Raw genomic sequence first — 26,521 nt, 5'->3', positions numbered from 1 at the left:
GTAGGACGCCGCCGAACAATTGTTGAGAAAGCCCCGTGCCCTTCGGCACGGGGCTTTCTGCGTTTAAGGTCGTTTAAGGTCGGGGTATGCGCTACGACCTCGTCATATTCGACAACGACGGAGTACTCGTCGACAGTGAGCCGATCTCCAACCGGCTCCTGGCCGCCTATCTCACGGAGCTCGGGCACCCCACCTCCTACGAGGAATCCATCCGCGACTACATGGGCTCCGCCATGCACCGCGTGCACGACCTCGTCGAGGAGCGGACGGGACGGCGGTTGCCGGCGGACTTCGACGACGTGTTCCACACCCGGGTCTTCGCCGCCTTCGAACGGGAGCTGAAGCCGGTCGTCGGAGCCACGGACGTACTGGAGCAGCTCACCGCCGACGGAGTGCCGTACTGCGTGGCCTCGTCGGGGAGCCACGAGCGGATCCGGGTGGGGCACCGCTCCGCGGGTCTCGACCGGTGGTTCGACGACGAGCGGATCTTCAGCTCCCAGGACGTCGGACGGGGCAAGCCCGCCCCCGACCTGTTCCTGTACGCGGCCGAGCGGATGGGTGTCGCGCCCGAGCGGTGCGTGGTCGTCGAGGACAGCCCCCTGGGTGTGCGGGCGGCGGTCGCGGCCGGGATGGACGTGTACGGGTTCACCGCGATGACGCCGGCCGCGAAGCTGGCCGGGGCGGCCCGGTTCTTCGACGACATGCGGGAGCTAAACCCCCTGCTGCACGCGTGAAACTGAGCCCGATTCACCTTTGACCGGATCTACCCACCGGTACCCCCGGGCCCTACGCTCGCCGCCATGACTGATGTGCTGCGGCGCGGCAGGGCCTCGCTGGCGTTCAGCTTCCTCGTGCAGGGCGTCGCCTTCGCTCTGCTCGTGACACGCATTCCGGCCATCCAGGACCGGTACGGGGTCTCCGACGCGCTGCTGCCCGTCTTCCTCGCCGCTGTCCCGATCCTGGCCGGCATCGGCAGCGTCACCACCGAACGGCTCGTGAAGCGGATCCCGCCGAGCCGGGTACTGCGGTGGTCGCAGCCCGTGGTGCTGCTCGCGCTGCTCGGGGTGGGTGCCGGACGGCACATGGCCGGCCTCGCCGTGGCGCTGGCCGTGTTCGGGCTGGCCGTGGGGGCGCTGGACGCGTCGATGAACATGCTCGGCGTCAGCCTGCAACGGGCGTACCGGCGCAGCATCATGCTCAGTTTCCACGCCGCCTACAGCCTGGGCGGGATCGTCGGGGCGTCGCTGGCATGGGTGGGGGCACGCGGGGACCTGCCGCTGTGGGTGTCGTACCTGCCGGTGGTGCTGGTGCTGCTGCCGGCCGCGCTGGCGGGCAGCCGGTGGTACGTCGACGGGGGCAGCGAAACGGCGGCCACGGCGCCCGGGCCCGCGCCGGCGGCCGGGGGTGCGGGCGCGGCCGCCGGCCTCACCTGGATGCTGCCGCTGTGCCTGGTGATGACCGTGACGTACATCGGGGACTCGACGGTCTCCAACTGGAGCGCGAAGTACCTCCAGGACGTGCTGGGCAGTTCGGAGCAGCTGGCGACCGTCCCGTACAACGTCTACATGGTCACCACGCTGCTCGGGCGGACCCTCGGCGACGTCGGGGTCCGGCGGTTCGGGGCCGTGGCGGTGGTGCGGGCGGGGACGTTGGTGGCGGCTGCGGGATTCGCCGTGGTGGCCGGGGCGCCCGGAGCGTGGGCGGGGATGCTGGGGTTCACGCTGCTGGGGCTCGGACTGTGCGTGCTGGTGCCGCAGACCTTCGCGGCGGCGGGGCGGCGGGCCGCCGAGCGGGGCGGCCCGGGCGCCTCGGACGCGGCGATAGCGCGGCTGAACGTCTTCAACTACGTGGGATTCCTGATCGGCTCGCCCCTGGTCGGGGCGCTCGGTGACGCGTGGAGCTACCGCGGGGCGATGCTGGTGCCGATGGTGCTGGTGCTGGTGACCCTGATGTACGCCAAGTCGTTCGCGCCCGAACCGGACCGATACGGTGGCGGGCATGAGCGGCCGCGCACAGCTGATGTGGGACGAGGCAGTAACGGGCTATGACTTCGGCCGGGACCATCCGATGGACCCGGTCCGGCTCGCGCTGACCCGGAGCCTGGTCGGTGCCTTCGGGCTGGACCGTGAGGTGGAGGTGGTCGCGGCGAAGGCGGCCGGGGTGTCGACGCTGCGACTCGTCCACCGGGAGGACTACATCGAGGCGGTGCGGGCCGCGTCCGCGGACCCCGCCGCCGCCGACCAGTCGTACGGGCTCGGCACGATGGACGATCCCGCGTTCGCCGGGATGCACGAGGTGTCGGCCCTGATCGCGGGGCAGTCCGTGGGCGCCGCGGAAGCCGTGTGGCGCGGTGAGGCGCTGCACGCGGTGAACTTCGCGGGCGGGCTGCACCACGCGATGCCCGGTGCCGCCTCCGGTTTCTGCGTGTACAACGACGCCTCGATCGCCATCGCCCGGCTGCTGGAACTGGGCGCGGAACGGGTCGCGTACGTCGACGTCGACGTCCACCACGGGGACGGGGTGCAGGCGGCGTTCTGGGAGGATCCGCGCGTCCTGACGATCTCGCTGCACGAGCATCCGCGGACGCTGTTCCCGCAGACCGGATGGCCCGAGGAGACCGGCGCGGGCGGTGCGGAGGGCGGTGCGGTCAACGTCGCGCTGCCCGCCGGCACCGGGGACGCGGGATGGCTGCGGGCGTTCCACTCGGTCGTGCCGGAGCTGATCGCGGACTTCCGGCCGCAGGTGCTGGTGACGCAGCACGGGGCCGACACGCACTTCGAGGACCCGTTGGCGCACCTGGCGGTGTCGCTGGACGCGCAGCGGGCGGTGCAGGTGGCGTGCCACGAGCTGGCGCACGAGTACGCCGACGGGCGGTGGGTGGCGCTGGGCGGCGGCGGATACGCGGTGGTGGAAGTGGTGCCCCGGTCCTGGACGCACCTGGTGGGCATCGCCGCCGGGCGGCCCGTGGAGCCCACCACGATGATCCCGGAGGAGTGGCGGCAGCAGGTCTACGCCCGGACCCGGCAGCCGGCGCCGCGGCGGATGACGGACGGGCGGTGGCCGGTGACCTGGGCCGCGTGGGACGAGGGGTACGACCCGGCGGACCGGCTCGACCAGGCGATCCTGGCGGCCCGGCGGGCGGTGTTCCCGCTGCGGGGACTGCTGCCCTAGGTCGCGGGGCCGGCGCCCGTTACGCCGACCGTGCGGTGTCGGTCCTGTTCCGGCCGCGTTCCCCGTCCGGGTGGCGCACCATCGCTTGTGTGCTGCTGACCACCGACGGCCTTCGTGCGCACCTCCTGGCTGCCCGGATCGCCGGCGTGGTGGGCACCACGCGCGAGGAGAGCCTGCGCAGCTACCGGTCGTTCGCGGCCCGGGACCCGCGCCTGCTGATCGGACTGGATCCCGAACGGGCCTGGCGTGAACGGGATCTGATCGCGTTGATGGCGGAGAAATGCGGAGTTCCGGCCGACCCGGGGCGCGTTCTGGGCCATGATGTGATCGACCCCGGGCGCACCCTGTGCGCGCTGGACGCCTGTGCGGAGCGGCTGGCGACGGCCGCGGAGCGTGGTGCCCCGGTGCTCCTCGGGACCGGTCATCCGCACCGGCTGCTCGGTTTCTACGCCGTTCTCGCAGACGCTTTGTCGGCGGCGGGATGTGCTGTCCTCACCCCGGCGCAGGGTCGCCGTGTCGACATAACGACCCGGTTCGGTCTACGCACCTACAACCTCGACTACGTACGGGGAGTCGGGCTCGTCCGGAGCGCGACCTCCCGGAGCCCCGGTTGTGAGCCGGGCGCACACACGCACTCCCCCCTCCCGGTTCGGACCGCGCTCGCCGCGGCTGCCGACGCCGGCGGGCCGCTTCCGGAGTTGGTGATCGGTGATCACGGCTGGGTCTGCGGGGCAGGTCAGCTGGGGTTCGAGGCCGTCGGGCCGGCCGATGTGAACGACCCGGCCCCGTTCGTCGGGGAGGCCGAGGGAGTGGTGGCGGTGGCCGTTCCACTTGATGACGGCGTGCGATCCGATTACTACCTGCCGCTGGCCCGCTACGTACTCAATCGAGCGTGTCTGTCACAGTAGGCCGCCGATGGGTGCACCTCTTCCCCACTCGCATCACCCGCCCCTACATTGGGGAGTGAGCACGCAGCGACGAAGAGTCACCGGAAGGGGAAGCCGGTGGCCGTCGAGTGCGGAAGGTGCAGGTGTGTCATGGCTGCAGCTGGCGAGAGGCCTCTGAACGAGGTTCAGTTCCTTACCGTGGCGGAAGTCGCCTCGGTGATGCGAGTGTCGAAGATGACCGTGTACCGCCTGGTGCACAGCGGTCATCTGCCCGCGATCCGGGTGGGGCGGTCGTTCCGCGTCCCGGAGCAAGCGGTTCACGAGTACCTCCGCGAGAGCTACGTGGGGGTGGAAACCGCCTGACGGCGTGCCGGGGAGACCCGTACAGGGCACTCATGGGCCTCCCCGGTCACCTCGATTACGACCTCAGCGCTCGGGCGGGTAGGCTAGCCCCTCGTAGGTCGTGTGGGCCCATGGCGCCCAAACACCGAGTGATGAGAAGTGAGCGAGGGTAGTCGTGGGCTCTGTTATCAAGAAGCGGCGCAAGCGGATGGCCAAGAAGAAGCACCGCAAGCTGCTCAAGCGCACGCGCGTTCAGCGTCGCAACAAGAAGTAAGCGACAGCGCGACAGCGTGTCCAGTGGCCCCCCACCGCGGTTCGGTGGGGGGCCACTGCCGTGCGTGGGTCCGGGGGCTGCGTCCGCGCGGCCGGGGCACTCGTACGTTCGGGGCCGCCGTCACGTCAAGCACCCGGCCGGTACCACAGAGCGACGGCGACCCGATAGGTTGGCCGTCGGGAGCAGGGCGAGAGGAAGGCGCTGATCTTGGGAAGGGTCGTGCTCGTGACCGGGGTGGCCCGGCAGCTGGGGGGCCGTTTCGTCCGGCGGATCCTGCGGGATCCCGGGGTGGACCGGGTCGTCGGCGTGGACGCGGTCCCCCCGGAGCACCACCTGGGCGGCGCCGACTTCGTCCGGGCGGACATCCGTCAGCCCACCATCGCGCGGGTGCTCGCCGAGTCGGATGCGGACACGGTCGTGCACCTCGACGTGACCGGGACGCCGTTCGGCAGCGGCAGCCGGGCCGCGCTGAAGGAGACCAACGTCATCGGCACCATGCAGTTGCTGGGTGCCTGTCAGAAGTCGCCGAGCATCAAGCGGCTGGTCGTGAAGTCCAGTACGAACGTCTACGGTTCGGCGCCGCGCGATCCGGCGGTCTTCACCGAGACGACCACGCCCAAGTCGCTGCCCAGCGGCGGCTTCGCGAAGGACACGGTGGAGGTCGAGGGGTACGTGCGCGGCTTCGCGCGGCGCCGCCCCGACGTCGCCGTGTGCGTGCTGCGGTTCGCGAACATCCTGGGGCCGGCCGCGGACAGCCCGCTCGCCTCGTACTTCTCGCTGCCGGTGCTGCCGACCGTGCTGGGCTACGACCCGCGGCTGCAGTTCGTGCACGAGGACGACGTCGTCGAGGTGCTGCGGATCGGCTCGCACGAACCGGAGCGGGGCACGCTCAACAGCGGCACCTTCAACATCGCCGGTGACGGTGTGCTGCTGCTGTCGCAGTGCGCGCGGCGGCTGGGCCGGCCCACCGTGCCGCTGCTGCTCCCCGCCGTCACCTGGGTGGGCTCGCTGGTGCGTACGCTGGGGATGACGGACTTCTCGCCCGAGCAGATCCGGCTGCTCACCCACGGACGGGTGGTGTCGACGGACCAGATGCGGGAGACGCTGGGATTCACCCCGAAGTACTCGACTGCTGAAACGTTTGCGGACTTCGTGCGCAGTCGTGGACCCGGGCTGCTTCCGCCTCAGGCCCTCGCGGGGGCCGTCGACCGGATCGCCGCGCTGCCCCTGCCGGGCGGCGGACACTCCCTTACGCAGAGCGCCGACTGAGGAGCCAGCAACGATGGCGGACGCCAAGGTCATTCCGTTCGACGACGACCACCGCTCCCGTGGCGGTGGCGCTCAGCGCCCGTCGCGCCGCCGCGGTGCGGGGACCCGGCGCCCGGGGGGCGGGCAGCCCGCGGCGGTCGGGGAGGTGCAGCCCCTGCCGGGTGTCGCGTCCGTGCAGGACGATGATCCGGTGACCGGTGAGGACGAGCGGCCCCAGGAACAGACCGCCGGGAGGGACGGCGGCGGTCTGGAGCGGCGCGTCGCGAGCGGTCTGGCCTTCCTGCGGCGCCGGCTCACCGGGGACTACGAGGTCGACGACTTCGGCTACGACGAGGAGCTCACCGACCAGGTTCTGATGTCGCTGCTGCGCCCGCTGTACGAGAAGTACTTCCGGGTCGAGGTGAAGGGCGTCGAGAACATCCCGTCGGAGGGCGGCGCGCTGATCGTCGCCAACCATTCCGGGACGGTGCCGGTGGACGGTCTGATGATGCAGGTCGCCGTCCACGACCACCATCCGGCCGACCGTCATCTGCGGCTGCTCGCGGCGGACCTGGTGTTCGTGCTGCCGGTGGTCAACGAGCTCGCCCGGAAGCTGGGGCACACCCTGGCCTGCGCGGAGGACGCGGAGCGGCTGCTGGCGCAGGGGGAGCTGGTGGGGGTGATGCCGGAGGGGTTCAAGGGGATCGGGAAGCCCTTCGGTGAGCGGTACAAGCTGCAGCGGTTCGGGCGGGGCGGGTTCGTCTCGACCGCGTTGCGGCAGGGGGTGCCGATCATTCCGTGCTCGATCGTCGGGGCGGAGGAGATCTACCCGATGATCGGCAACGCGAAGACGCTGGCCCGGCTGCTGGGCTTCCCGTACTTCCCGCTGACACCGACGTTTCCGTGGCTGGGGCCGCTGGGGGCCGTGCCGCTGCCGACGAAGTGGACGATCCAGTTCGGTGAGCCGATCCCGACGGACGGCTATCCCCTGGAGGCGGCGGAGGATCCGATGCTGATGTTCAATTTGACCGACCAGGTCCGGGAACAGATCCAGCACACGCTGTACAAACTGCTGGTGCAGCGGCGGTCGGTGTTCTTCTGAAGCCGCCGTCGGGCCTCGTGCGCGCATCCGTCCCCCGGGGGGCGCCCCTCGTGGTGAGGGGCGCCCCCCGGGCTGTGCCGCGTCCTTGCGCCTAGTCCGCGTCCTCGGCGTCGATGCCCAGGCCCGGCAGGAGGCCGGGCAGGAGGGGCGGGAGGGTGACGTCGGGGGCGGGGGGCCGGGTGGCGGAGCCCGTGGGCGGTGCCGTGGGGGAGCCGCTCTCCTTGGGCGGGTCGAGCAGACCGCCGGTGTTGCCGCCGAGCAGTCCGTCGTCCTGGCGGTCGGCGTCCGCGGAGCCGGAAGGGGCGGCGCTCCGGGAGCCGCTCCCTGCGGTGCCGTCGTCGTCGGTGCCGGGGGACTGCGAGGGGCCGGCCTCCGTCGCGCCGCCGGGTGCGGACTCGGAGCCGCTGGGCCGGGTCCCCTCACGGGTCTTGTCGTTCGGGGGCTGGGGGAGCAGGGACTGCAGCGGGGCGACGTCTTCGTCTATGGCGTCGAACACCGACGAGACCTGTTCACTGACGTCTCCCAGCTGCACCGGAAGCCTGTCGCGCAGGGTGCCCCAGGTGGCGCGGTGCGCCTGCGAGAAGGAGGAGAGTGCCTGCATGGGGCCCAGGGAGTCGGGGTCCCGCCGGTAGGCCTCGCGCAGCAGCCGGTGGCCCTCGGAGGCGTCGTGCCGCATGCCGGAGAGGGCGCGGCGGATCTCGCCGAGTGATTCGTGGTCGAGGGGGCCGCCGCGATCGCGTTCCATGAGACGGCGTGCCTCGCCGAGCCGGGTGGAGGCGTGGTCGAGGTGGACCCGGCCGCGCTCGTCGCTGCCGTCGGCGAGAGTGAGCTTCACGTCCTCGATGCCGCGCTTGAGCCCGTAGAGGGAGTCGCCGGGCAGGGCGTCGGAGCTGGCGACGGCTACTCCGCCGAGGGCCCCGGCGGCGACGCCGACGGTGAGTCCGCCCGCGGTGAGTCCTTTGGCCAGCCGCGACCGTGGTCGCAGTGTGCCCAGGGGGGTCGCCCGGTGTGCGCCCCGGGCCCGGCGCGAACGCTGTTCGGGGACGGCCTGATCCGTCGCCTCGCCCGCCGCGGTGCCCTCCTGGAGCATGGCCTCGAACGCGGCCACCAGCTGGGCCCGCTGGACGACCTTGACCTCGGGGTCCAGCTCCGGTTTGGGCAGTGCGCCGAGGCCCGAGGTCAGCGCGAGCAGTCGTGCCTGCTCACCCTCCGCGGCGGCCGCTGCCGGTGCCGGTCCCTCGGACTGCTCGGCCGCCGCGCCCCGGTCGGACTGCTCCTCCAGGGCCTGGGCGAAGGCGTTCGCCCGCCGGTGCGCCGATACGTTCGCGATCACTGGCGGCACCTCCTCTCGTCATGACGGTCGACTCCCCAGGGGGTCCTGAGGGTTCCCCGCCCCGACCAGGGCCACTCGATCGGGTGATCGCAGTCGGTCGGCGGGTGACCACAGGGAGCCTGTATCCCGCACAACGAGCGGCACGGCACCTGGGTTACGGAGGTGGCGCGGCCTGATGGAGAAGTCAACCGACTTTCACTTTCCGTGAGTTGGGTATCGCGGATAGTGTCCGGCCTGGTGGGGGTCGGTCCGGTCAGCGGGCGTCGTCCGGGAGGAGTCGGGCGAGGGTGCGGACGGCACGGTACTGGAGGGTCTTGATGGCGCCCTCGTTCTTGCCCATCACCCGCGCGGTCTCGGCGACGGACAGGCCCTGGAGGAACCGGAGCGTGACGCACTCCCGCTGTTGGGGGTTGAGTCGTCGTACGGCATCGAGGAGGGCGGCGTTGGACAGGGACTCGAGAACGGAATCCTCGGGGGAGCGCTCGACCTCGTTGGCGTCGAGCATCTCCCCGGTGGTGACCTCGAGGCGGAAGCGGCTGGACTTGAAGTGGTCGGCGACGAGGTTGCGGGCGATGGTCACCAGCCAGGCACCGAAGTCGCGGCCCTGCCAGGTGAAGGTGCCGATGCGGCGCAGTGCCCGCAGAAAGGTCTCGCTGGTGAGGTCCTCGGCGGTCGCCTTCCCGCCGACGCGGTAGTAGATGTACCGGTACACGGTGTCGCTGTACTGGTCGTAGAGCCGCCCGAAGGCCTCGGCCTCACCGGCCTGGGCGCGCTCCACGAGGTCCATCATCCGGGCGCTGTCGCTGTCGGCGGCGGGGCGGCGGGTGGTGGTCGCACGCCCCCGTCTGCCGACGGCGGCGGCGCCCATGCCCTCGGCGAGGGCGTAGCACGGGCCGGCGGGGGCGGCGGCGAATGCCGGGACGGTGTGCGCGGTGGGGACGGCGGCGCGCAGCATGTCTCGGGCTGTCGCGACGGTCGCGCGCAGCGTAGCCAGGCCCGAGGCGTCAACCCCGACGTGTGGGTACACGGGACTCCCAGAGGCAGAGCTTTCGATCACGTGCAGTACATGCAGTGCGGGGCCGTTCACCCGTCGTAGCGACGGGTTGGTCCCGGATTGCGTCTGAGGAGAATAACGCTTCGTGCAGGCTCTGCTACACCGAGTTGCTCAAATCACCGATTACGTCGCTTCCGTAACCGGTTGACGTTCGTTCAGGCCCTGCGGGGTGACCGGTTGCTGACCGGAAGCTTTCGTATTGGGGCCACGAGCAGGGCGAGTTGTGGCCGTGTGCAGCCAACGTGACTGAACAGGGGGGTTGCGGGGTAAGGGAGTTGGATTCGGGGTGTTTGGGGGCGGAGCGGGAGATCTGGTCGGGGTCGGTCATGGGGGACCGTCAACCGAGCGTGTCGTCCCGGTGGGATTGCCCGCGGTGCCGTACGCGGTGCGCCCCGGGGCCGCGGGGTGAGGAGGTCAGCGGCGCTTGCGGTGGAGGGCGATGGCCGCCGCGGTGCCGCCGGCGACCGCGCCGACGCCCGCCGCCGCGGGGATGCCGACCTTGGCGGCCTTGCGTCCGGTGCGGTAGTCGCGCAGTCGCCAGTCCATGCGGCGGGCGTGCTTGCGGAGCTTGGAGTCGGGGTTGATCGCGTAGGGGTGGCCCACCAGCGACAGCATCGGGATGTCGTTGTGCGAGTCGCTGTACGCGGCGCAGCGGCCCAGGTCCAGCTCCTCGGCGAGCGCCAGGGCGCGCACCGCCTCCGCCTTGGCCGGGCCGTGCAGCGGTTCGCCCACCAGTTTGCCCGTGTACACGCCGTCGACCGATTCGGCGACCGTGCCCAGCGCGCCGGTCAGTCCCAGCCGGCGGGCGATCACCGTGGCGATCTCCACCGGTGCAGCCGTGACCAGCCACACCCGCTGGCCCGCGTCGAGGTGCGCCTGGGCCAGCGCCCGGGTGCCGGGCCAGATCCGCTCGGCCATGTACTCGTCGTAGATCTCCTCGCCGATGGACTGCAGCTCGGAGACGCGGTGGCCCTGGACGATGGAGAGCGCCGAGTCGCGGGCCTCCTGCATGTGCTCGGGGTCCTCGACGCCGGCGAGCCGGAACCACGCCTGCTGCCAGGCGAACCGGGCGAGCTCGCGGGTCTCGAAGAACTTCCGCTTGTACAGGCCGCGCCCGAAGTGGAACAGGGCCGCGCCCTGCATCACCGTGTTGTCCAGGTCGAAGAACGCGGCGGCCCGTTCGTCACCCGGCACGGGGAATTCGGGTTCGCGTTCGGAAATCTCCTGGGTGGACTTCCGTGCGGCCTCCGCCGAGGCCTCGCCTGCCAACACGCTCCGCGCCGTGGCGGAGCGCCTACGGGGGGTGAGCCATCCGAGAGCGGCCATGGCGTGAGCATAGCCAGTCGGCGGGCGTGTTCCGGAGCCGAGAGGTGGGAGCGTCGTGAACTCTCCGGGTCCGTGTCGTTAAGGAGGGCGCGACAATGGCCCGTATGAGCTCTCTCTTCCGCCGCACCCCCCCGGCCGCTCCGCGGGACCGGCTCGTCACCCTCGTCCGCAAGCCCGGCTGCCATCTCTGCGACGACGCGCAGGTGGTGGTCGAGAAGGTGTGCGAGGAGCTCGGTGTGCCGTGGGAGCGGAAGGACATCACCGAGGACCGGGAGCTGTACGACAGGTACTGGGAGCAGATCCCGGTCGTCCTCGTCGACGGCGAGCAGCACACCTTCTGGCGGGTGGACGAGAGGCGCCTGCGCAAGGCGCTCGGTGACTGACCGGCCAGTCCAAACTGGCGGAAAGTCGCTTAGGATCGATGGTGGCTTGGTCTCGGGGGCGGGATTCACAGAGGAGAGTGTGAGGTTTTGCCCCCGAAAGAAAAGGAACGGCGGTGCTCGTGTGCCGGTTCCGTACGAGTGTGCCGGGGTTGCGTGACCCCGGTCACGTTGGCCGGGCAAATCGGACACAATCTTTGTGCACGCGTTCACAAAGACATAGCCTGCATGCGACGGGGCGGTCCGGGGACGTATGACCTGACGTATGACCGCCTGAAGCCCCGCTCTACCCGCAGGAGCACCGTGGCAACTGGCCGAACTCACCGACCGGCGACCCGTAGCCGAGGGATTCCCGAGGCCACCGTCGCCAGGCTTCCGCTGTACCTCCGAGCCCTCACCGCGCTCTCCGAGCGTTCGGTGCCCACGGTCTCCTCGGAGGAGCTGGCGGCCGCCGCGGGCGTCAACTCCGCGAAGCTGCGCAAGGACTTCTCCTACCTGGGCTCGTACGGGACCAGGGGTGTCGGCTACGACGTCGAGTATCTCGTCTACCAGATCTCCCGTGAACTCGGCCTGACCCAGGACTGGCCGGTCGTGATCGTCGGTATCGGTAACCTCGGCGCCGCGCTCGCCAACTACGGCGGGTTCGCCTCCCGTGGTTTCCGGGTCGCCGCGCTGATCGACGCCGACCCGGCGATGGCCGGGAAGCCCGTCGCCGGCATCCCGGTGCAGCACACCGACGAACTCGAGTCGATCATCACCGACAACGGCGTGTCGATCGGCGTGATCGCGACCCCCGCCGGCGCAGCCCAGCAGGTCTGCGACCGGCTCGTGGCCGCCGGTGTCACCTCCATCCTGAACTTCGCGCCGACCGTGCTGTCCGTGCCGGACGGTGTCGACGTGCGCAAGGTCGACCTCTCCATCGAGCTGCAGATCCTCGCCTTCCACGAGCAGCGCAAGGCCGGTGAGGAGGCCGCGGCCGAGTCCGCCGCCGCCCCCGTCGCCGCCACCCGCAAGAACTCCGCCACCGACCAGGGGCCCGACGGGGACGTGCCCGCCGTGATGCCGGCATGAGTCTCCTCGTCGTCGGTCTGAGCCACCGCAGCGCGCCGGTCAGCGTGCTGGAGCGGGCCTCGCTGGGCGTGGACGCGCAGACCAAGCTGCTGCAGGACACCGTCGCCACGGAGCCCGCCACCGAGGGCGCGGTCCTGGCCACCTGCAACCGCATCGAGCTGTACGCCGACGTGGACAAGTTCCACGCCGGTGTCGCCGAGCTGTCCACGCTGCTCGCCCAGCACAGCGGGGTCGGCCTGGAGGAGCTCACTCCTTATCTTTATGTGCACTACGAGGACCGGGCCGTCCACCACCTGTTCTCGGTGGCCTGCGGGCTGGACTCGATGGTCGTGGGCGAGGGGCAGATCCTCGGGCAGATCAAGGACTCGCTCGCCCGCGCACAGGAGCTGCACACCGCCGGACGGCTGCTGAACGACCTGTTCCAGCAGGCGCTGCGGGTCGGCAAGCGGGCCCACTCCGAGACCGGGATCGACCGCGCCGGCCAGTCCCTGGTGACCTTCGGCCTGGAGCAGCTCGCCCTCGGGGCGCCCGTGGAGACCTGGGCGGACGGCAAGAAGGCCCTGGTCATCGGTGCCGGTTCGATGTCCTCGCTGGCCGCGGCGACGCTCGCGCGGGCCGGTGTGGCCGAGGTCGTCGTCGCCAACCGCACGCAGGACCGCGCCGAGCGGCTGGCACAGATCCTCACCGAGGGCGACGACACGAACGTGCTGGCCCGCGCGGTACCGATGACGTCGGTGCCGGCCGAGCTGACACGTGCAGACGTCGTCGTCTCCTGCACCGGCGCGACCGGGCTGGTCCTCACGGCCGACGCGGTCGCGGCGGGTGTCGAGGGCCGCACCGGTGAGCAGCGGATCGTCGTCGACCTCGACGAGGAGGCGGAGCGGGCCCCGGCAGCGCACCCGCCCGCGGCGCAGTCCCCGCTGCCGCCCGCCGCCGTCGCCACCGACGAGAACTGCCCGCTCGACCTGTCCCCCGTACCGCCCGGCTTCTCCGTGATGGGCGAGGCCGCCGTCGCCGGCATGGACGCGGCGACGCTGGAGCAGCACGCGGCGTGGGCCGCGGGCACGGCCGTCGACCGCCGCCCGGCGGGTCGCGGCGGCCCGGAGGCCGACGCCGACCTGATCGGCGCGCTCGCCGCGACCGCGTCCGTGGTCGGCCGGATCCCCGAGCGCCGCCGCCCGGAGCCGGCGGCCGAGCCGCCGCGCCCGGAACCGGTGCTGTTCCTGCTGGACCTGGCGATGCCGCGGGACATCGACGCGGCCGCGCACCGGCTGGCCGGAGTGCGGCTGGTCGACATCGAATCGCTCGCCGAGGCGTCCGCGGACGCTCCGATGGCTGCCGATGTGGACCAGGTGCGGCGTATCGTCTCCGACGAGGTCGCCGCGTTCGGGGCGGCACAGCGGGCGGCGCACATCACGCCGACCGTCGTGGCCCTGCGCACCATGGCGGCCGACGTGGTGGCCGGAGAGATCGCCCGCCTGGAGGGGCGGCTGCCCGGCCTGGACGACAAGCACCGCGCGGAGATCACCCAGACCGTGCGGCGGGTGGTCGACAAGCTGCTGCACGCACCGACGGTACGGGTCAAGCAACTCGCGGCCGAGCCCGGCGGAGCCGGGTACGCCGACGCGCTGCGCACCCTGTTCGACCTCGACCCCGAGACGGTGGCCTCCGTCTCCCGCGCCGAGGAAAGCACCGAGAAGCGAGACGCAAGGAACCGAGGGCCGGGATGACTGAGAAGGCACTGAGGCTGGGGACGCGGCGGAGCAAGCTCGCCATGGCCCAGTCCGGGCAGGTGGCGGATGCCGTGAGCCAGGTGACCGGACGGCCCGTCGAGCTCGTCGAGATCACCACGTACGGCGACGTCTCGCGCGAGCACCTCGCGCAGATCGGCGGCACGGGTGTGTTCGTGGCCGCGCTGCGGGAGGCGCTGGCGCGCGGCGAGGTGGACTTCGCGGTGCACTCGCTGAAGGACCTGCCGACCACGCAGCCCGACGAACTGGTCGTCGCGGCCATCCCGGTGCGCGAGGACCCGCGCGACGTGATGGTCACGCGCGACGCCCTGAAGCTCAACGACCTGCCGCGCGGCGCCCGCATCGGCACGGGTTCGCCGCGCCGCATGGCGCAGCTGAACGCGTACGCGCGCAGCCACGGCCTGGACTTCGAGACCGTCCCGATCCGGGGCAACGTCGACACCCGCATCGGGTACGTCCACCAGGGCGAACTGGATGCCGTGGTGCTGGCCGCCGCCGGGCTGAACCGGGTCGGCCGCAGCGACGAGGTGACCGACTTCCTGTCGGTCGACACGATTCTGCCCGCTCCCGGCCAGGGGGCACTGGCGGTCGAGACCACCGCGGACAACGCGGAGCTCATCGCCGCGCTCGCCGAGCTCGACGACCCGTTCACCCGGGTCGCCGTGACGGCCGAGCGGTCACTGCTCGCCGCCCTGGAGGCCGGCTGCAGCGCACCCGTGGGGGCGCTGGCCGATCTCCTGACCGACGGGCAGTCTGTCAAGGAAATGCGCCTGCGGGGCGTCGTCGGCTCGACCGACGGCGCGACGCTGGTGCAGCTGTCCACCACCGGTCCCGTGCCCGAGACGCACGAGGCGGCGATGGCGCTCGGTCGCGAACTCGCCACCGAGATGCTCGCGCAGGGCGCGGCCGGTCTTATGGGGGAGCGAGCACATTGAGCCCCACCACTCTTCCCGCCCCTCCCGAACACGGGCACGTCACCTTCCTCGGTGCCGGACCCGGGGATCCGGGACTGCTGACCCTGCGCGCCGTGGAGGCCCTGGCGAACGCGGACGTCCTCGTCGCCGAGCACGAGGTCCTCGACGTCGTGCGCCGGCACGCCAGGCAGGGCGTCGCCGAGGTGCACACGGAGGCCGATCCGTCGGTCCCGGGCACAGGCACGCCCCAACTGACGGTCGTTGACGGCGCGTCAACACCCGCCAGTGTCCCCGCGATGAGGGATGCCGCACATCTTGTCATGGAGGCCGCGCGGGGCGGCAGGCGGGTCGTGCGTGCGGTGTCCGGTGACCCCGGGCTCGACGCCTACGCCGCCGAGGAGATGCTGGCGTGCGCCTCGGCGGGGGTGCCGTTCGAGGTCGTGCCCGGTATCGCGACCGCGGTCGGCGTGCCCGCGTACGCCGGTGTGCCGCTGCGCGACGCCGAGGGCGCGGACGTGCGGTTCGTCGACGCGCGCACGGCGTCCGACCGGTGCTGGACGGAGGTCGGCGCGTCGGACGGCACGGTGGTCGTCTCCACCACGCTGGACTCCGTGGCGGCCACGGCGGGCGAACTGGTGTCCGCCGGACGCAAGCCCGATACGCCGATGACGGTGACGGTCGCCGGTACGACGACCCGGCAGCGCTCCTGGACGGCGACGCTCGGCACGATCGCGCAGACGCTGAAGCAGGCGAAGGTGCTGCCCTCCCCGGAGGGCGGCCGGCTGGTGATAGCCGTGGTCGGTGAGCGTTCCGCCCCCGCCCAGCGCGACCGGCTGGCGTGGTTCGAGTCCAAGCCGCTGTTCGGCTGGAAGGTGCTCGTGCCGCGCACGAAGGAGCAGGCGGCGTCGCTCTCCGACCAGCTGCGGTCCTACGGTGCCGTGCCGCACGAGGTGCCGACGATCGCCGTCGAGCCGCCGCGTACGCCCCAGCAGATGGAGCGCGCGGTCAAGGGCCTGGTGACGGGCCGCTACGAGTGGATCGCCTTCACCTCCGTCAACGCCGTGAAGGCGGTGCGCGAGAAGTTCGAGGAGTACGGGCTCGACGCGCGTGCCTTCGCGGGCATCAAGGTCGCCGCGGTGGGCGACCAGACCGCCCAGGCGCTGATCGACTTCGGTGTCCGTCCCGACCTGGTGCCGAGCGGTGAGCAGTCGGCCCGCGGTCTCGTCGAGGACTGGCCGCCCTACGACCCGGTCTTCGACCCGATCGACCGGGTGTTCCTGCCGCGCGCCGACATCGCCACGGAGACGCTGGTCGCCGGGCTGATCGAGCTCGGCTGGGAGGTGGACGACGTGACCGCCTACCGCACGGTCCGCGCGTCGCCGCCCCCGGCGGAGACCCGTGAGGCGATCAAGGGCGGTGGCTTCGACGCGGTGCTGTTCACGTCGTCGTCGACGGTCCGGAACCTGGTGGGCATCGCGGGCAAGCCGCACAACGTCACGGTGATCGCCTGCATCGGCCCGGCCACGGCGAAGACCGCCGAGGAGCACGGCCTGCGGGTGGACGTGATGGCTCCCGAGCCGTCGGTCCACAAGCTGGCGGAGGCCCTGGCCGACTTCGGCGCGCGGCGCCGGCTGGCGGCGATCGAGGCGGGCGACCCGGTGACGCGGCCGAGCGAGCGGCGGCCGGGGGCGCGGAGACGCCGGTCGACGACGTGACGGTCGTACGGTCGTAGGCGTGAGGTGGTGGCGGGGTGCGCCGTGAGGCGCACCCCGCCACCGCGCGTTGTGCCCCCGGGCGGTGCCGGCGGGCCGCCGTCGCCCCCTGGACGGCGATCGGCCCCGAGGACCGGATCGGGGGCGCACGGGCCGGAACACGGCGGACAGCCCGTGCGGCGCGCAGCGCGCCACCGGCGCCGGTCTCCAGCCGCCCACCCGCGCACCGCCTCCCACGACAGGTCGCGGTCGTCGAAGGGGAGAGATGTGGGTCAGCGGCAGAGGGCCTCGATGTCCTCGGCGAAGGTCGGGAACTCGGCGCGGGCCTCGGCGACGACGGTGCGGGCCGGGCGGCGGGGCGTGGTGGCGTGGCGTTCCGCCAGGGCGGTGAGGACCGCGTCGGGGCGCGGCTCCCGGTCCTCGTGGAACAGGGCCTCCCAGGGGCCGCAGCCGTCGGCCAGCATCCACAGGAAGTCGGAGAGGTTCCCGGCCACGACGCCGCGCTCACCCTCCGAACCCAGGAAGACCACGGGCTGCTCGGTGAGGGGACGGCCCGGCCGCACGGACCAGAGGGCCGCGAGGCCGCCGGTCCCGTCCTGCCCGAACACCCGGTACGCGTCACCGTCGACTCCGGCGTTCCCCGTCCACTGGCGCAGCCAGTCGGTGGTCTCCTCGGCCGGGTCGAAGGCGTCGTAGGGCTCGAAGTCGATCCCCTCGCCGTCGGCGTAGTCGATCTCCGTACGGGCCAGCTCGGCCAGGGCGGGAGGCAGGGTGCGGTCGTCATCGGTCGTCCGGTTCATCCGGGCACCGTAACGGGCGGTGCCGACAACGGCCGTCAGGTCAGGTCGTGGAGGGACTGGGCGAGGAGGGTGATGCCCTCGGTGAGGGTGCCGGGTGGGTCCGCCGCGTAGCCGAGGACGAGGCCGGGGGGGCCGGGGAGTTGGCGGTGCCAGGACAGGGGGTGGCACTTCACGCCGTGGGTGAGGGCCGCGGCGGCGAGTGCGGTGTCGGGGACGTCCGCGGTGTAGGTGACCGTCAGGTGCAGGCCGGCCGCCGCACCGTGGACGACCGCGCCCGGGAGGTGGTGCCCGATGGCGTCGATCATGGCGTCGCGGCGGCGGACGTGGCGGGAGCGGAGCAGCCGCAGGTGGCGTTCCAGCTGGCCCGATTCCATCAGCCGGGCCAGGACGAGCTGGGGGAGGACGGCGTTGCCCAGGTCGGCGAAGCGTTTGGCGTCGGTGAGGGCGCGGAGGTGGCGGGGTGGGGGGAGGAGCCAGCCGATGCGCAGGGCGGGGGCGAGCAGCTTGGAGACGCTGCCCATGTAGCAGAGCCGGCCGGCGAGGAGGGAGCGCAGGGCGGGCACGGGCGGGCGGTCGTAGCGGTGCTCGGCGTCGTAGTCGTCCTCCAGGATCAGCCCGCCGTCCGCCGCCCAGCCCAGCAGCTCGCGGCGGCGCTCGCCGCTGGTCACGACGCCGGTGGGGAACTGGTGGGCGGGGGTGAGGAGGACGGCGCCGGCTCCGGTGGCGCGCAGCGCGTCCACGCGTATGCCGTGGGTGTCGACCGGCACCGGCGGGGTGGTCAGGCCGCCGGTGCGCAGGTGCTGGCGGGTGCCGAGGGAGCCGGGGTCCTCCACCGCGACATCCGTGATGCCGTCCGCCAGCAGGAGGGGATTGAGGAGCGTGAGGGCCTGGGCGGTGCCGGCGACGATCAGGATGCCGTCCGGCTCGACCCGGATGCCGCGGCTGCGGGCCAGCCAGTCGGCGACGGCGCGGCGCAGCCGTGGGGCGCCGCGGGGGTCGCCGTAGCCGAGGTCCGTGGCGGACAGCTCGGCGAGGACGGCCCGTTCGGCCCGCAGCCAGGCCGTGCGGGGGAACGCGGAGAGGTCCGGGCGGCCGGGGGTGAGGTCGATGCGGGCGTCGGTGGCGCGCAGGGCGTCGAAGACGTCGGCGTCCGGTTCGCCGGTGAAGGGGGAGGGCGGCGGTGGCGCGTGACCGGCCGGGGGTACGCGGGTCGCCGGGGGCACGGGGGTGGGGGGTGCCGCGACGACGACGGTGCCGCCGCGGCGCCGCCCCTCGACGTGGCCGTCCTCGGCGAGCCGCCGGTACGCCTCGGTGACCACGCCCCGGGAGACGCGCAGTTCGGCGGCGAGCACCCGGGTGGCCGGCAGCCTGCTGCCCACGGCCAGCCGGCGGTCGGTGATGGCCTGCCGCAGCCGCTGGGCCAGCCAGTCCGCCTTGCCGCCCGAGGGGGCGTCGTCGGGGCGCAGTTGGAGGAAGTCGGAGCCGGGCGCCGCCGGACCGCTCGTCGGTGCGTTCCGCTCGCTCACCGCACCCATGGTGCCACGCGTCACCAGGGCGCCCGGCGGCCGGACAGCGGTGTGTCGGTGAGGGTGAACTCCGGTGCGGAGGAGGTGAGAAGGGCCGTCGTGGGGGCGGTGTGCCAGTGTGCGGCGATGTCCCGGGCGATCGTCTCCAGCGCCCGCGCGACGGTGTCCGCGGCGCCGTCGTGCAGGGCCTCCGTCACCACGAGGATTCGCTCGGTGCCGTCACCCACCGCCGAGTGGCCGCTCTGCCGGTTGGTCCAGCGGCGGGCGTGCGCGCGCCCGGCGGAGTCGGCGTACGTCACCTCGCCGGGCGCGGGGTGTTCGAGGTCGCCGCCGAAGGTCGTGTACTCCTCGTCGCCGCGGGCGTACCGCACTTCGAGCAGCGGGCCGGTGAGGCGGTCGGCGTCGAGGACGGCGACCGGCACCGCGTACGCGACGGAGATCGCGTTGCACAGGTCGACGACCGGGTGGATGCGCGGCAGCGAACCCTCCTTGCGGAGCCGGCGCAGGAGCGACTCCGAGGCGCAGCGGTACTGCGTCGGCTTCAACCCCATCCGGGTGAACGCCCGTCGCCAGGCCAGCACTTCGGGGAACTGGCCTTCCGGTGCGCCGGCCAGCCGGGCCCGGGCGCGGGCGGTGTACTCGGCGACGCTCGGGCCGACGTCGGCCCTCCGGTCGACACCGGTGGTGTGCAGCGCGCCCGCGGCGAGGCGGGGATGGTCGGACCGGAGGGCGTCGGAGTGCCGGAAACGCATGTCAGGCCACCGCCATCCGTGCGCTCAGGCCCACGAAGCAGACGGCGAAGACCCGGCGGACGCCCGTCATGATCCGGGGCCGCACCGCCAGACGGTCGCGCACGGCCGCGGCGAACATGCCGTAGGCGGCGAAGACGACGAAGGTCAAGGCCATGAAGACGGCTCCGAGTTGGAGCATGAGGGTGGTGGAGCCAGGGGTGCCGGCGGGCACGAACTGGGGGAGGAACGCGACGAAGAACATCGTCAGCTTCGGGTTGAGGACGTTGAGGAGCACTCCGGAGGTGATCACGCGGAGCGCCGGCTGCGGCTCGGCGTCCGCCGTGACGGTCAGCGCGTCCTTGTCGCGCAGCGTCGCCCACGCCATGTAGAGCAGGTAGGCGACGCCGAGGTACTTCACCACCGCGTAGGCGAGCGCGCTGGTGTGCAGCAGCGCGGCGAGGCCGGTGACCGTGGCCAGCAGGTGCGGCACGACACCGAGGGTGCAGCCGAGCGCGGCCACCACGCTCGCCCGGCGGCCGTGCGACAGCCCGGCGGCGAGGGTGTACACCACGCCGGTGCCCGGTGTGACGACCACGACCAGGGTGGTCAGCAGGAAAGCGAGACTCAAGAGAACCCTCCGGGGGTCGATGGTCCTCTCAGCCTGATGCGGCGATGGTCCGGAGGGCAGATCCAAAAGGGGCCGGCTTGAGAGGTCCAAAGAGCGCCATGCATACGATGCTTCACATGACCCATGACGTACACCGGGTCATGTGCGTACGAAGGGGAGAGAACATGCGCAGGGTCATGACCGTGACGGCGCTCATCGCGGCGGCCGGGCTGATGACGGCCTGCGGCGGCAGCAGCGGAGACGGCGACGACAAGGGGAGCGCCGGCAGCAGCACGGCCGCCTCGTCCTCCGAGGCATCCTCCGAGGGTGAGGACAAGACGTACGAGGTCACCCTCGAAGTCGGTGGTGAGGGCAAGTCCAGCGTCTACTACACCCTCGGCACGAACGGCACCGAGCAGGTCACGCTGCCGTGGAAGAAGTCGGGCGAGATGACCTTGAACCCCACCGAGCGCAAGGTCGGGATCATCGTGTCCGTCGTCCCGGGACCGGTGAAGCTGTCCAACGGCCAGTTGGGGGCGGCCCCCTGCTCGATCACCGTCGACGGCAAGAAGGTCGTCGAGGACCAGGGCGGTGTCGAGGGCGCGCACAAGTGCGAGTACACCCTGAACTGACGGCACACGGCCGGCGTCAGACGAGTGCTTCCGCCACCGCCCGGGCGAACGCTTCGGGGTTGTCCAGCATGAGGTTGTGGCCGCAGTCGGGGATCGCGGTCAACGTGACGCCGGAGGTGGTGAGTTCGGCCGCGCCGGGGAAGGGGCCGTCGGCCTCGGGGTACAGGAACGCCCGGCGGACGGGGAGTGTCAGCAGGAGTTCGCGCATCGTCGGGGTCGTGCCGCGGACCAGGTGCGTGGCGCTGCGGTGCAGGGCCTCCAGGCCCGCCAGGCGCATCGTCGACCACCAGTGCGCGCCCGCGCGGTCACGGACCTCGCGCCAGCCGCCGGAGACGAACTCCCGCTCCGTGTACGCCGCGATGCCGCTGCTGCCGGACGCGCCGGGGGTGCGGGGCAGCGGGTCGAGGTTGGCGTCGGCCAGGACGAGCCGGGACACCAGGTCGGGATGGCGGGCGGCGAGCACGACGGCGACGGAGCCGCCCATGCTGTGCGCGACGACCTCGGCGCCCGTGACGCCCGCGGCGCGCAGGGCGGTGGCGAGCGCGTCGGCGTGGTCCTCCAGGGTGTAGGCGAACGAGGTGGGGCGGTCGCTGTGGCCGTGGCCGAGGAGGTCGACCAGGAGCGAGCGGTGCCCGGCCAGGAGGGGGTGGACCGCGGTCGCCGTGAAATAGGCGGGAGAGGTGGCGCCCAGGCCGTGGACGTAGACGCGGGCGGGGTCCCGGCCGGGCAGTTCCACCCAGCGGATGCGGTCGCCTTCGGCCGTCACGGCGGCGCTGTGCACGGTGTGGTCCCCCTCGGTGGCGTGGTCACGACGGAGACAAACGGTACTCACACCGGGTGGCGGCCGCCGACTGCCCGTCGGTAAAGGCACGGGCGGGGCGGGCGTAGCGTAGGTGGTATGACGACGTACGGATCCTTCCCCGGCGCGCGGCCGCGGCGTCTGCGTACCACTCCCGCCATGCGGCGCATGGTCGCCGAGACCAGGCTGCACCCCGCCGACTTCATCCTCCCCGCCTTCGTGCGCGAGGGCGCGGACGAACCGGTGCCGATCGCGGCGATGCCGGGAGTCGTGCAGCACACCCGGGACAGTCTGAAGAAGGCCGCCGCGGAGGCGGTGGCGGCCGGAGTCTCCGGGATCATGCTGTTCGGTGTGCCGGAGGAGTCGAAGAAGGACGCCCTCGGGACGCCGGGGACCGACCCGGACGGGATCCTCCAGGTCGCCCTGCGGGACGTGCGGGCCGAGGTGGGGGACGACCTGCTCGTCATGTCCGACCTGTGCCTCGACGAGACGACGGACCACGGGCACTGCGGGGTGCTGGACGAGCGGGGGCGCGTCGACAACGACGCCACGCTCGAGCGGTACGCCGAGATGGCACAGGTCCAGGCCGACGCGGGCGCCCACGTGGTCGGCCCGAGCGGGATGATGGACGGGCAGATCGGTGTCATCCGCGACGCCCTCGACCAGATCGGGCGGGAGGACGTGGCGATCCTGGCGTACACCGCCAAGTACGCGTCCGCCTTCTACGGGCCGTTCCGCGAGGCCGTCGCCTCCTCGCTGCAGGGCGACCGCAAGACCTACCAGCAGGACCCGGCGAACGTCCGCGAGTCGATGCGCGAGCTGGCGCTCGACCTGGAGGAGGGCGCCGACATGGTGATGGTGAAGCCGGCGGGCCCCTATCTGGACATTCTCGCGCGGGTCGCGGACACGGTGGACGTGCCGGTGGCGGCGTACCAGATCTCCGGTGAGTACTCGATGATCGAGGCCGCCGCCGAGAAGGGCTGGATCGACCGGGACCGGGCGATCCTCGAGACGCTCACCGGCATCAAGCGGGCCGGCGCGCGCAACATCCTCACCTACTGGGCCACCGAAGCGGCCCAGAAGCTGAGCGCCGCTCAGTAGGTGAGGGCGTCGTCCATCGACCGCTGCCAGTACGTCACCGCCAGCGTGCTGTCGTAGTACACGCCCTTGGCCGGCAGCGACGGGATCGCGGACGGGCCGCCGTCGCTGTTCGGGGTGCGGCCCTGGAAGCCGACGGCGAGCCTGTGGCCGGTGGTGCCGCCGTCGCCGCTGCCGTCGGCGGCCGACAGCAGGACACCCGCGTAGGCGGACTCACCCGGGTTGAGACTCACCACGGCCTGCGGCTTGCTCTCCTCGACCGGCTGCGGCACCCACTGCATCTCGTCGAAGCGGAGCACCGGGTAGTAGGTGAGGTCGCAGAGCTTGGATCCGGTGTTCTTGACCGTGATCAGCATGTGGTTGACGGGGCGGGGGACCGGCTGGACGGTGACGGTGGTGTTGGAGCCGTTGCAGGCGGCGAAGGGCCGGGGGCCGTCGTCGGAGCCCTTCCCCTGGCCTGCGCCCTTCTCCTTGCCGGAGCCGGAGCCGGAGCCGGAACCCGAGCCGTTGCCCGAGCCCTTGTCGCCGCCCGTGCCTCCGCCGGCCTGGGAGGGGCCGTTGGACGGGGCGCCGTCCGTGGCGGGCTTCGAGGACGGGGCCGTGGGCGTGTCCGCGGTCGCCGTCGCGTTCGGCGCGGACGCGCCCTCGTCCCCGGTGCCGGTGCCGTCCTGGCAGGCCGTCAGGGACAGGGTGGCGAGGGTGATTCCGGCGGCGGCGAGCAGACGGAGGCGGGAGCTGCGCATGGCGAATTCCTTGTCTTCGGTGAGGGGTTGGCGGTACCGCTCGACCGGATGCCGGGAGCGGCGTGCTTGGATGACCAGAGTTTGCGGGGAGATCCGTCCCGGCCGCCACATCCGGCGGGGGATCCGGGACGCTGGAACGCCCACACCGCTGTGACCTGGGGAAACGACCGTCCCCTGGAACGGTGGAATGGGACGCGGGGGAAGGAGAGACGGTGTCGGAGGACATGCCTGCGGCGGAGTTCGCGGCGCTGCTGCGGCAGTTGAAGGAGCGGTCGGGGCTCAGCTACGGAGTGCTCGCCAAACGGCTCCACATGAGTACGTCGACGCTGCACCGGTACTGCAACGGAGACGCGGTGCCGACGGACTACGCGCCGGTGGAACGGCTGGCCCGGCTGTGCAAGGCGGGCCCCGGGGAACTGGTCGAGCTGCACCGGCGGTGGGTGCTCGCGGACGCGGTGCGGGGGAAGAAGGGGACACCGGTCACCGGGGGAGCGGCGCCCGTGACCCCGTCGGCACCCGTCGGGGAGCCGGCGAGCCCCGGCGAGCCGGCGACGGACACGATGCGCCGGGCGCAGGACCCCGACAGCCGGCCGGCGGCTGGACGGCCGACGGCGGCCCGGCCCACGAGCGGGTTCGCAGACCGGCCCACGAGCGGGCCCGCAGACCGGCCCACGGGCCTGGAGGCGGACACCCGGGAGGCGGGAGCGGAGGCCCGGGAGGCAGAGACTCCGGCCGAGCGGATCCCGGGGGCGGAGGCCCCGGCGGCGGAGCCCTCGACGGTGCGGGTCCCGGCGGCGGAGACTCCGACGCCGGAGCTCCCGGCGGCGCGGACCCCGGCGCGGACCCCGGCGGCGGGAACCCCAGCGGCGCGGGCCCCGCAGCCCGAGGCCCCCGACGTCACCCGTCCCGGTGAGGTCCGTACCCGCCCCCGCCGTACCCGCACCCGCACCGCCGTCCTCGCGGGGATCGCCGTGGCCGCCGTGGTGGGCGGGGTCGCCCTCGCCCTGGGTCTGCCGGGCGGTGACGACGGGAGCGGTGGCGACCGGAAGGGCCCGGCGGCAGCCACGGTCCCCGGCGCCGCCGGGGCGGGCAGGACCGGGGGCGCGGCCGCGTCACCCTCCGCCTCCGCCTCCGTCTCCGCTTCCGCGTCCTCCTCGGCGTCCCCCTCCGCCAAGGCCGAGGAGTCGCCCCGCACCCCGGCCACGGCCTCCACCGCCCCGGCGGGTGAGGGCGCCGGGGCCGCCGTGCCGCTGACCGTGCGGACCGAGCCGTACGCCTGGCAGGACCCCTGCTCGCAGCGGTATCTGATCAACAGGCCGGCGAGCGAGGTGAGACCGCCGCCGGAGGAGTCGGACGCGACGGCGTGGGTCAGTTCGTTCGGGGCGGTCTCCTCGGAGGAGCAGTTCCTGCGGCTCACGGTCCAGGGGACCGGTGACGAGACGGTGGTCGTCGAGGGGCTCAGCGTGCGGGTGGCGGGCAAGCGGTCGCCGCTCGCCTGGAACGACTTCGCGATGGGCTACCCCGGCGTGGGCTGCGGCGGCGCCGTGCCCACGCGGTCCTTCACCGTCGCCCTCGACGCCGCACGCCCGGTGGTGACCCCGGAGTCCGGGCAGCGGGACTTCCCGTTCTCGGTGAGCGAGTCGGACCCCGAGGTCTACTACGTCACCGCCGACGCCTCCGCCTACGACGTGAGCTGGTACCTGGAGCTGAAGTGGTCCAGCGGCTCCCGCAGCGGCACCCTCACCGTGGACGACAAGGGCCGGCCCTTCCGCACCAGCGGCAACAACGGGCGCCCGGCGTACGAGTTCCCGCTCGGCGGCGAGGAGTGGGTGCCGGAGGGCACGACCGCGGCCGGCGACCAGGCCGGGTAGCCGGCCGGGTAGCCGGGTGGCGGCCGTCGCCGGATCGACCCCGCGGGAGGACCCGCCGTCGACACGTTGAGGAATGTGCGATTCCAGCGGTTTGTGTGAAGGCGCGTGGGACAGGTGTGGCCTGTCACAGGTGACACCCGTCCGGGCGTCGGTCGGACGCCCGGCCTATCAAGGGGAGGCATCCGTGCGTACCCGCACCGGATGGCGACGCGGCCTGCTCGGCGCCCTGACGAGCCTGACCGTCGCACTCGGACTCACCACGGGCCTGGTCCAGCCCGCCACCGCCGCCGACGGCACGCCCAGAGCCGTCACCAGCTACCGCCACACCAGCGAGGCGGGTGACTGGATCGGCCAGGGCGGCAGCGTCGCCCACACACCGTCGACGGCACGCATCACCGTCGACGGCGCCCTCGAAGGGGTGCGCCTACGGGCGGAGAGCGACACCGAATGGTGGGAGGTCGAACTCGCCGCCCCCGCCGGTGAGAAGCTGCACCCCGGCGTCTACCGCGACGCCGAGCGGGCGTCGTCCCGGACCGGCCGCGCCCCCGGGCTCGACGTCAGCGGACAGTCCCGCGGCTGCAACATCGTCCACGGCCGGTTCACGATCCACCAGATCGAGGCGGACGCCTCCGGTGCCGTCACCGTGCTCGACGCCACCTACACCCAGCGCTGCGACACCGCGGACGCCCCCGCCCTCACGGGCGTCGTCAAGTACCGCGCGTACCCGCTGTCTTACACCTACCGCAGCGAGCCGGGGGACTACGCCGGACAGGGGCGCACCCTGACCCACACCGGCGCGAGCAGCCTGTTCTCGCTGGACGGCTGGGGCGTGGGCGGAGTGTCCTTCCGCGCCGAGGGCAAGCGGGAGCGCTGGTCGGTCCTGCTGGCGCCGCCCACCGGGGAACGGCTGGAGGCCGGCCGCACCTACCGGGCGGCGGAGAGCACGGGACCCGGTGTCGGACTCCTCAGCGCCTCCGGCTTCGGCTGCAACACCGTCACGGGCAGCTTCACGATCACCAAGCTCGCCCGGGACGACGACGACACCGTCACGGCACTCGCCGCCACGTTCGTCCAGCACTGCGAGGGCGCCGAGCCCGCCCTGCGCGGCACGATCCACTACTACGCCTGACCCCCGGACGGCGCGGCCCG

At 72.6% G+C, this 26,521-nt stretch carries 26 protein-coding genes; 17 read left to right on the top strand and 9 right to left on the bottom strand.

The genetic code is table 11. The annotated features are described in order from the left end of the window. Positions 1-86: 86 nt before the first annotated feature. From IE118_RS31540 to IE118_RS31505, 8 genes are all read left to right on the top strand, one after another. Entirely contained in the window at positions 87-734 is a 648-nt protein-coding gene (locus IE118_RS31540; protein WP_189561518.1) for an HAD family hydrolase, read from the top strand. Positions 735-800: 66 nt separating this feature from the next. After that, the gene (locus IE118_RS31535; protein WP_189561517.1) at positions 801-2,048 is read left to right on the top strand and encodes an MFS transporter; all 1,248 of its coding nucleotides are present in this window, start codon (positions 801-803) and stop codon (positions 2,046-2,048) included. Then, positions 1,999-3,171: an acetoin utilization protein AcuC gene (locus IE118_RS31530; protein WP_189561516.1), complete on the top strand. Its 1,173-nt coding sequence runs from the start codon at positions 1,999-2,001 to the stop codon at positions 3,169-3,171. Before IE118_RS31535 ends, IE118_RS31530 begins: the two co-directional genes overlap by 50 nt. A gap of 92 nt (positions 3,172-3,263) precedes the next feature. Then, positions 3,264-4,079, top strand: coding sequence for a phosphatase (locus IE118_RS31525; RefSeq protein WP_189561527.1), 816 nt, complete (start codon positions 3,264-3,266; stop codon positions 4,077-4,079). Positions 4,080-4,208: 129 nt separating this feature from the next. Beyond that, positions 4,209-4,421 carry a helix-turn-helix domain-containing protein gene (locus tag IE118_RS31520; RefSeq protein ID WP_004984898.1) on the top strand — a complete coding sequence of 71 codons (213 nt, stop codon included), beginning with the start codon at positions 4,209-4,211 and terminating at the stop codon, positions 4,419-4,421. A 154-nt stretch (positions 4,422-4,575) separates the two neighbouring features. Next, positions 4,576-4,674: a 30S ribosomal protein bS22 gene (locus tag IE118_RS31515; RefSeq protein WP_003948845.1), complete on the top strand. Its 99-nt coding sequence runs from the start codon at positions 4,576-4,578 to the stop codon at positions 4,672-4,674. Positions 4,675-4,881: 207 nt separating this feature from the next. Then, entirely contained in the window at positions 4,882-5,943 is a 1,062-nt protein-coding gene (locus IE118_RS31510; RefSeq protein ID WP_189561515.1) for an NAD-dependent epimerase/dehydratase family protein, read from the top strand. A gap of 13 nt (positions 5,944-5,956) precedes the next feature. After that, a complete protein-coding gene (locus IE118_RS31505) occupies positions 5,957-7,024 on the top strand; it encodes a lysophospholipid acyltransferase family protein (RefSeq protein WP_189561514.1) in 1,068 nt (355 codons plus the stop codon). 91 nt (positions 7,025-7,115) lie between these two features. Here the strand turns inward: IE118_RS31505 and IE118_RS31500 are convergent, their stop codons facing one another. The 3 genes from IE118_RS31500 to IE118_RS31490 all read right to left on the bottom strand — a co-directional run bounded on the left by IE118_RS31500 (position 7,116) and on the right by IE118_RS31490 (position 10,737). Next, on the bottom strand, positions 7,116-8,357 hold the full coding sequence (locus tag IE118_RS31500) for a DUF5667 domain-containing protein (RefSeq protein ID WP_189561513.1): 1,242 nt from the start codon (positions 8,355-8,357) through the stop codon (positions 7,116-7,118). Between the two features lie 253 nt (positions 8,358-8,610). After that, positions 8,611-9,384, bottom strand: a complete 774-nt coding sequence (locus tag IE118_RS31495) for an ECF subfamily RNA polymerase sigma factor, BldN family (RefSeq protein WP_189561512.1) — start codon at positions 9,382-9,384, stop codon at positions 8,611-8,613. A 441-nt stretch (positions 9,385-9,825) separates the two neighbouring features. Next, complete coding sequence (locus IE118_RS31490; protein ID WP_189561511.1) at positions 9,826-10,737, bottom strand: HAD family hydrolase; 912 nt, start codon at positions 10,735-10,737, stop codon at positions 9,826-9,828. Between the two features lie 104 nt (positions 10,738-10,841). Here IE118_RS31490 and IE118_RS31485 point away from each other — a divergent pair, with 104 nt between their 5' ends. From IE118_RS31485 to IE118_RS31465, 5 genes are all read left to right on the top strand, one after another. Further along, positions 10,842-11,120 carry a glutaredoxin family protein gene (locus IE118_RS31485; protein ID WP_189561510.1) on the top strand — a complete coding sequence of 93 codons (279 nt, stop codon included), beginning with the start codon at positions 10,842-10,844 and terminating at the stop codon, positions 11,118-11,120. A gap of 300 nt (positions 11,121-11,420) precedes the next feature. After that, a complete protein-coding gene (locus tag IE118_RS31480) occupies positions 11,421-12,188 on the top strand; it encodes a redox-sensing transcriptional repressor Rex (RefSeq protein WP_189561509.1) in 768 nt (255 codons plus the stop codon). Beyond that, a complete protein-coding gene (locus IE118_RS31475; RefSeq protein ID WP_189561508.1) occupies positions 12,185-13,918 on the top strand; it encodes a glutamyl-tRNA reductase in 1,734 nt (577 codons plus the stop codon). Before IE118_RS31480 ends, IE118_RS31475 begins: the two co-directional genes overlap by 4 nt. Next, on the top strand, positions 13,915-14,874 hold the full coding sequence (gene hemC / locus IE118_RS31470) for a hydroxymethylbilane synthase (RefSeq protein ID WP_189561507.1): 960 nt from the start codon (positions 13,915-13,917) through the stop codon (positions 14,872-14,874). The genes IE118_RS31475 and hemC overlap by 4 nt, the downstream gene beginning before the upstream one ends. Further along, positions 14,871-16,568 carry a bifunctional uroporphyrinogen-III C-methyltransferase/uroporphyrinogen-III synthase gene (locus IE118_RS31465; RefSeq protein ID WP_189561506.1) on the top strand — a complete coding sequence of 566 codons (1,698 nt, stop codon included), beginning with the start codon at positions 14,871-14,873 and terminating at the stop codon, positions 16,566-16,568. Before hemC ends, IE118_RS31465 begins: the two co-directional genes overlap by 4 nt. A 269-nt stretch (positions 16,569-16,837) precedes the next feature. On the opposite strand, the gene IE118_RS31460 is transcribed toward IE118_RS31465, so the two are convergent. From IE118_RS31460 to IE118_RS31445, 4 genes are read right to left on the bottom strand one after another with little or no spacing between them, the layout of a single operon-like run. Next, entirely contained in the window at positions 16,838-17,365 is a 528-nt protein-coding gene (locus IE118_RS31460) for an SMI1/KNR4 family protein (protein ID WP_189561505.1), read from the bottom strand. A gap of 35 nt (positions 17,366-17,400) precedes the next feature. After that, entirely contained in the window at positions 17,401-18,900 is a 1,500-nt protein-coding gene (gene pdxR, locus IE118_RS31455) for a MocR-like pyridoxine biosynthesis transcription factor PdxR (protein WP_189561504.1), read from the bottom strand. Between the two features lie 11 nt (positions 18,901-18,911). Beyond that, the gene (locus IE118_RS31450; protein WP_189561503.1) at positions 18,912-19,643 is read right to left on the bottom strand and encodes a B3/B4 domain-containing protein; all 732 of its coding nucleotides are present in this window, start codon (positions 19,641-19,643) and stop codon (positions 18,912-18,914) included. Position 19,644: 1 nt separating this feature from the next. After that, positions 19,645-20,250, bottom strand: a complete 606-nt coding sequence (locus tag IE118_RS31445; RefSeq protein WP_189561502.1) for a LysE family translocator — start codon at positions 20,248-20,250, stop codon at positions 19,645-19,647. Positions 20,251-20,366: 116 nt separating this feature from the next. On the opposite strand from IE118_RS31445, the gene IE118_RS31440 reads away from it, so the two are divergent. Then, positions 20,367-20,861: a hypothetical protein gene (locus IE118_RS31440; protein ID WP_189561501.1), complete on the top strand. Its 495-nt coding sequence runs from the start codon at positions 20,367-20,369 to the stop codon at positions 20,859-20,861. Positions 20,862-20,877: 16 nt separating this feature from the next. On the opposite strand, the gene IE118_RS31435 is transcribed toward IE118_RS31440, so the two are convergent. Continuing rightward, entirely contained in the window at positions 20,878-21,642 is a 765-nt protein-coding gene (locus IE118_RS31435; protein ID WP_189561500.1) for an alpha/beta fold hydrolase, read from the bottom strand. Between the two features lie 117 nt (positions 21,643-21,759). On the opposite strand from IE118_RS31435, the gene hemB reads away from it, so the two are divergent. After that, complete coding sequence (gene hemB, locus IE118_RS31430) at positions 21,760-22,761, top strand: porphobilinogen synthase (RefSeq protein ID WP_189561499.1); 1,002 nt, start codon at positions 21,760-21,762, stop codon at positions 22,759-22,761. Here hemB and IE118_RS31425 read toward each other — a convergent pair. Further along, entirely contained in the window at positions 22,755-23,501 is a 747-nt protein-coding gene (locus IE118_RS31425; RefSeq protein WP_189561498.1) for a DUF4232 domain-containing protein, read from the bottom strand. The genes hemB and IE118_RS31425 overlap by 7 nt on opposite strands. A 212-nt stretch (positions 23,502-23,713) precedes the next feature. Between IE118_RS31425 and IE118_RS31420 the strand changes: the two genes are divergently transcribed. Together IE118_RS31420 and IE118_RS31415 are read left to right on the top strand one after the other, a co-directional pair. Then, positions 23,714-25,372, top strand: coding sequence for a helix-turn-helix domain-containing protein (locus IE118_RS31420; protein ID WP_189561497.1), 1,659 nt, complete (start codon positions 23,714-23,716; stop codon positions 25,370-25,372). A gap of 184 nt (positions 25,373-25,556) precedes the next feature. Continuing rightward, positions 25,557-26,501: a hypothetical protein gene (locus tag IE118_RS31415; protein WP_189561496.1), complete on the top strand. Its 945-nt coding sequence runs from the start codon at positions 25,557-25,559 to the stop codon at positions 26,499-26,501. The last annotated feature ends 20 nt before the right edge of the window (positions 26,502-26,521 follow it).

This window comes from Streptomyces pilosus (assembly GCF_014649835.1).
GTDB classification, from domain to species: Bacteria; Actinomycetota; Actinomycetes; order Streptomycetales; family Streptomycetaceae; genus Streptomyces; species Streptomyces pilosus.
The sequence above is the reverse complement of the archived record's forward strand: the minus strand, read 5'-3'. Positions and strand labels throughout refer to the sequence as shown.